The sequence below is a fragment of the Pseudomonas sp. 05N434 genome (assembly GCF_056396965.1).
Map to the genome: position 1 here is coordinate 1 of NZ_JBFTMK010001200.1, position 367 is coordinate 367.

General features: G+C 55.6%; 1 pseudogene. It reads left to right on the forward strand.

Annotated elements, in window-relative coordinates:
- A pseudogene (locus AC1DLB_RS32420) lies at positions 1-182 on the forward strand (MFS transporter); the annotation flags it as partial.
- Between the last annotated feature and the right edge of the window lie 185 nt (positions 183-367).

Genomic DNA, 367 nt, shown 5'->3' on the forward strand with positions numbered 1-367 from the left:
GTCTGAATGCACTGTACATGACCAGCATCTTCATCGGCGGCGCGTTCGGCTCATCAGTGGCCAGTGCGGTGTACGAACACGGTGGCTGGTTGTGGATCGTGATCGTCGGCAGCGTGTTTCCGTTGCTGGCGTTGTTGCGGTTTTTGAGTGTGTCGGAGAAACCGGCACTGGCGACGGCGTAACAACGTTAGAAACATCGTGAACAAACGTAAGCCCCTGGGTGAGCGGGCTTGCCCGCGAAAGCGTCAGGTCAGTCGACATTTCTGCTAAATGTCACACCGCCTTCGCGAACAAGCCTACACACTCGATCTCCAGCACTAACGCGACTGCATAAGGAGCTGAAAAGCCGGTCGTTTCGTTTATTGCG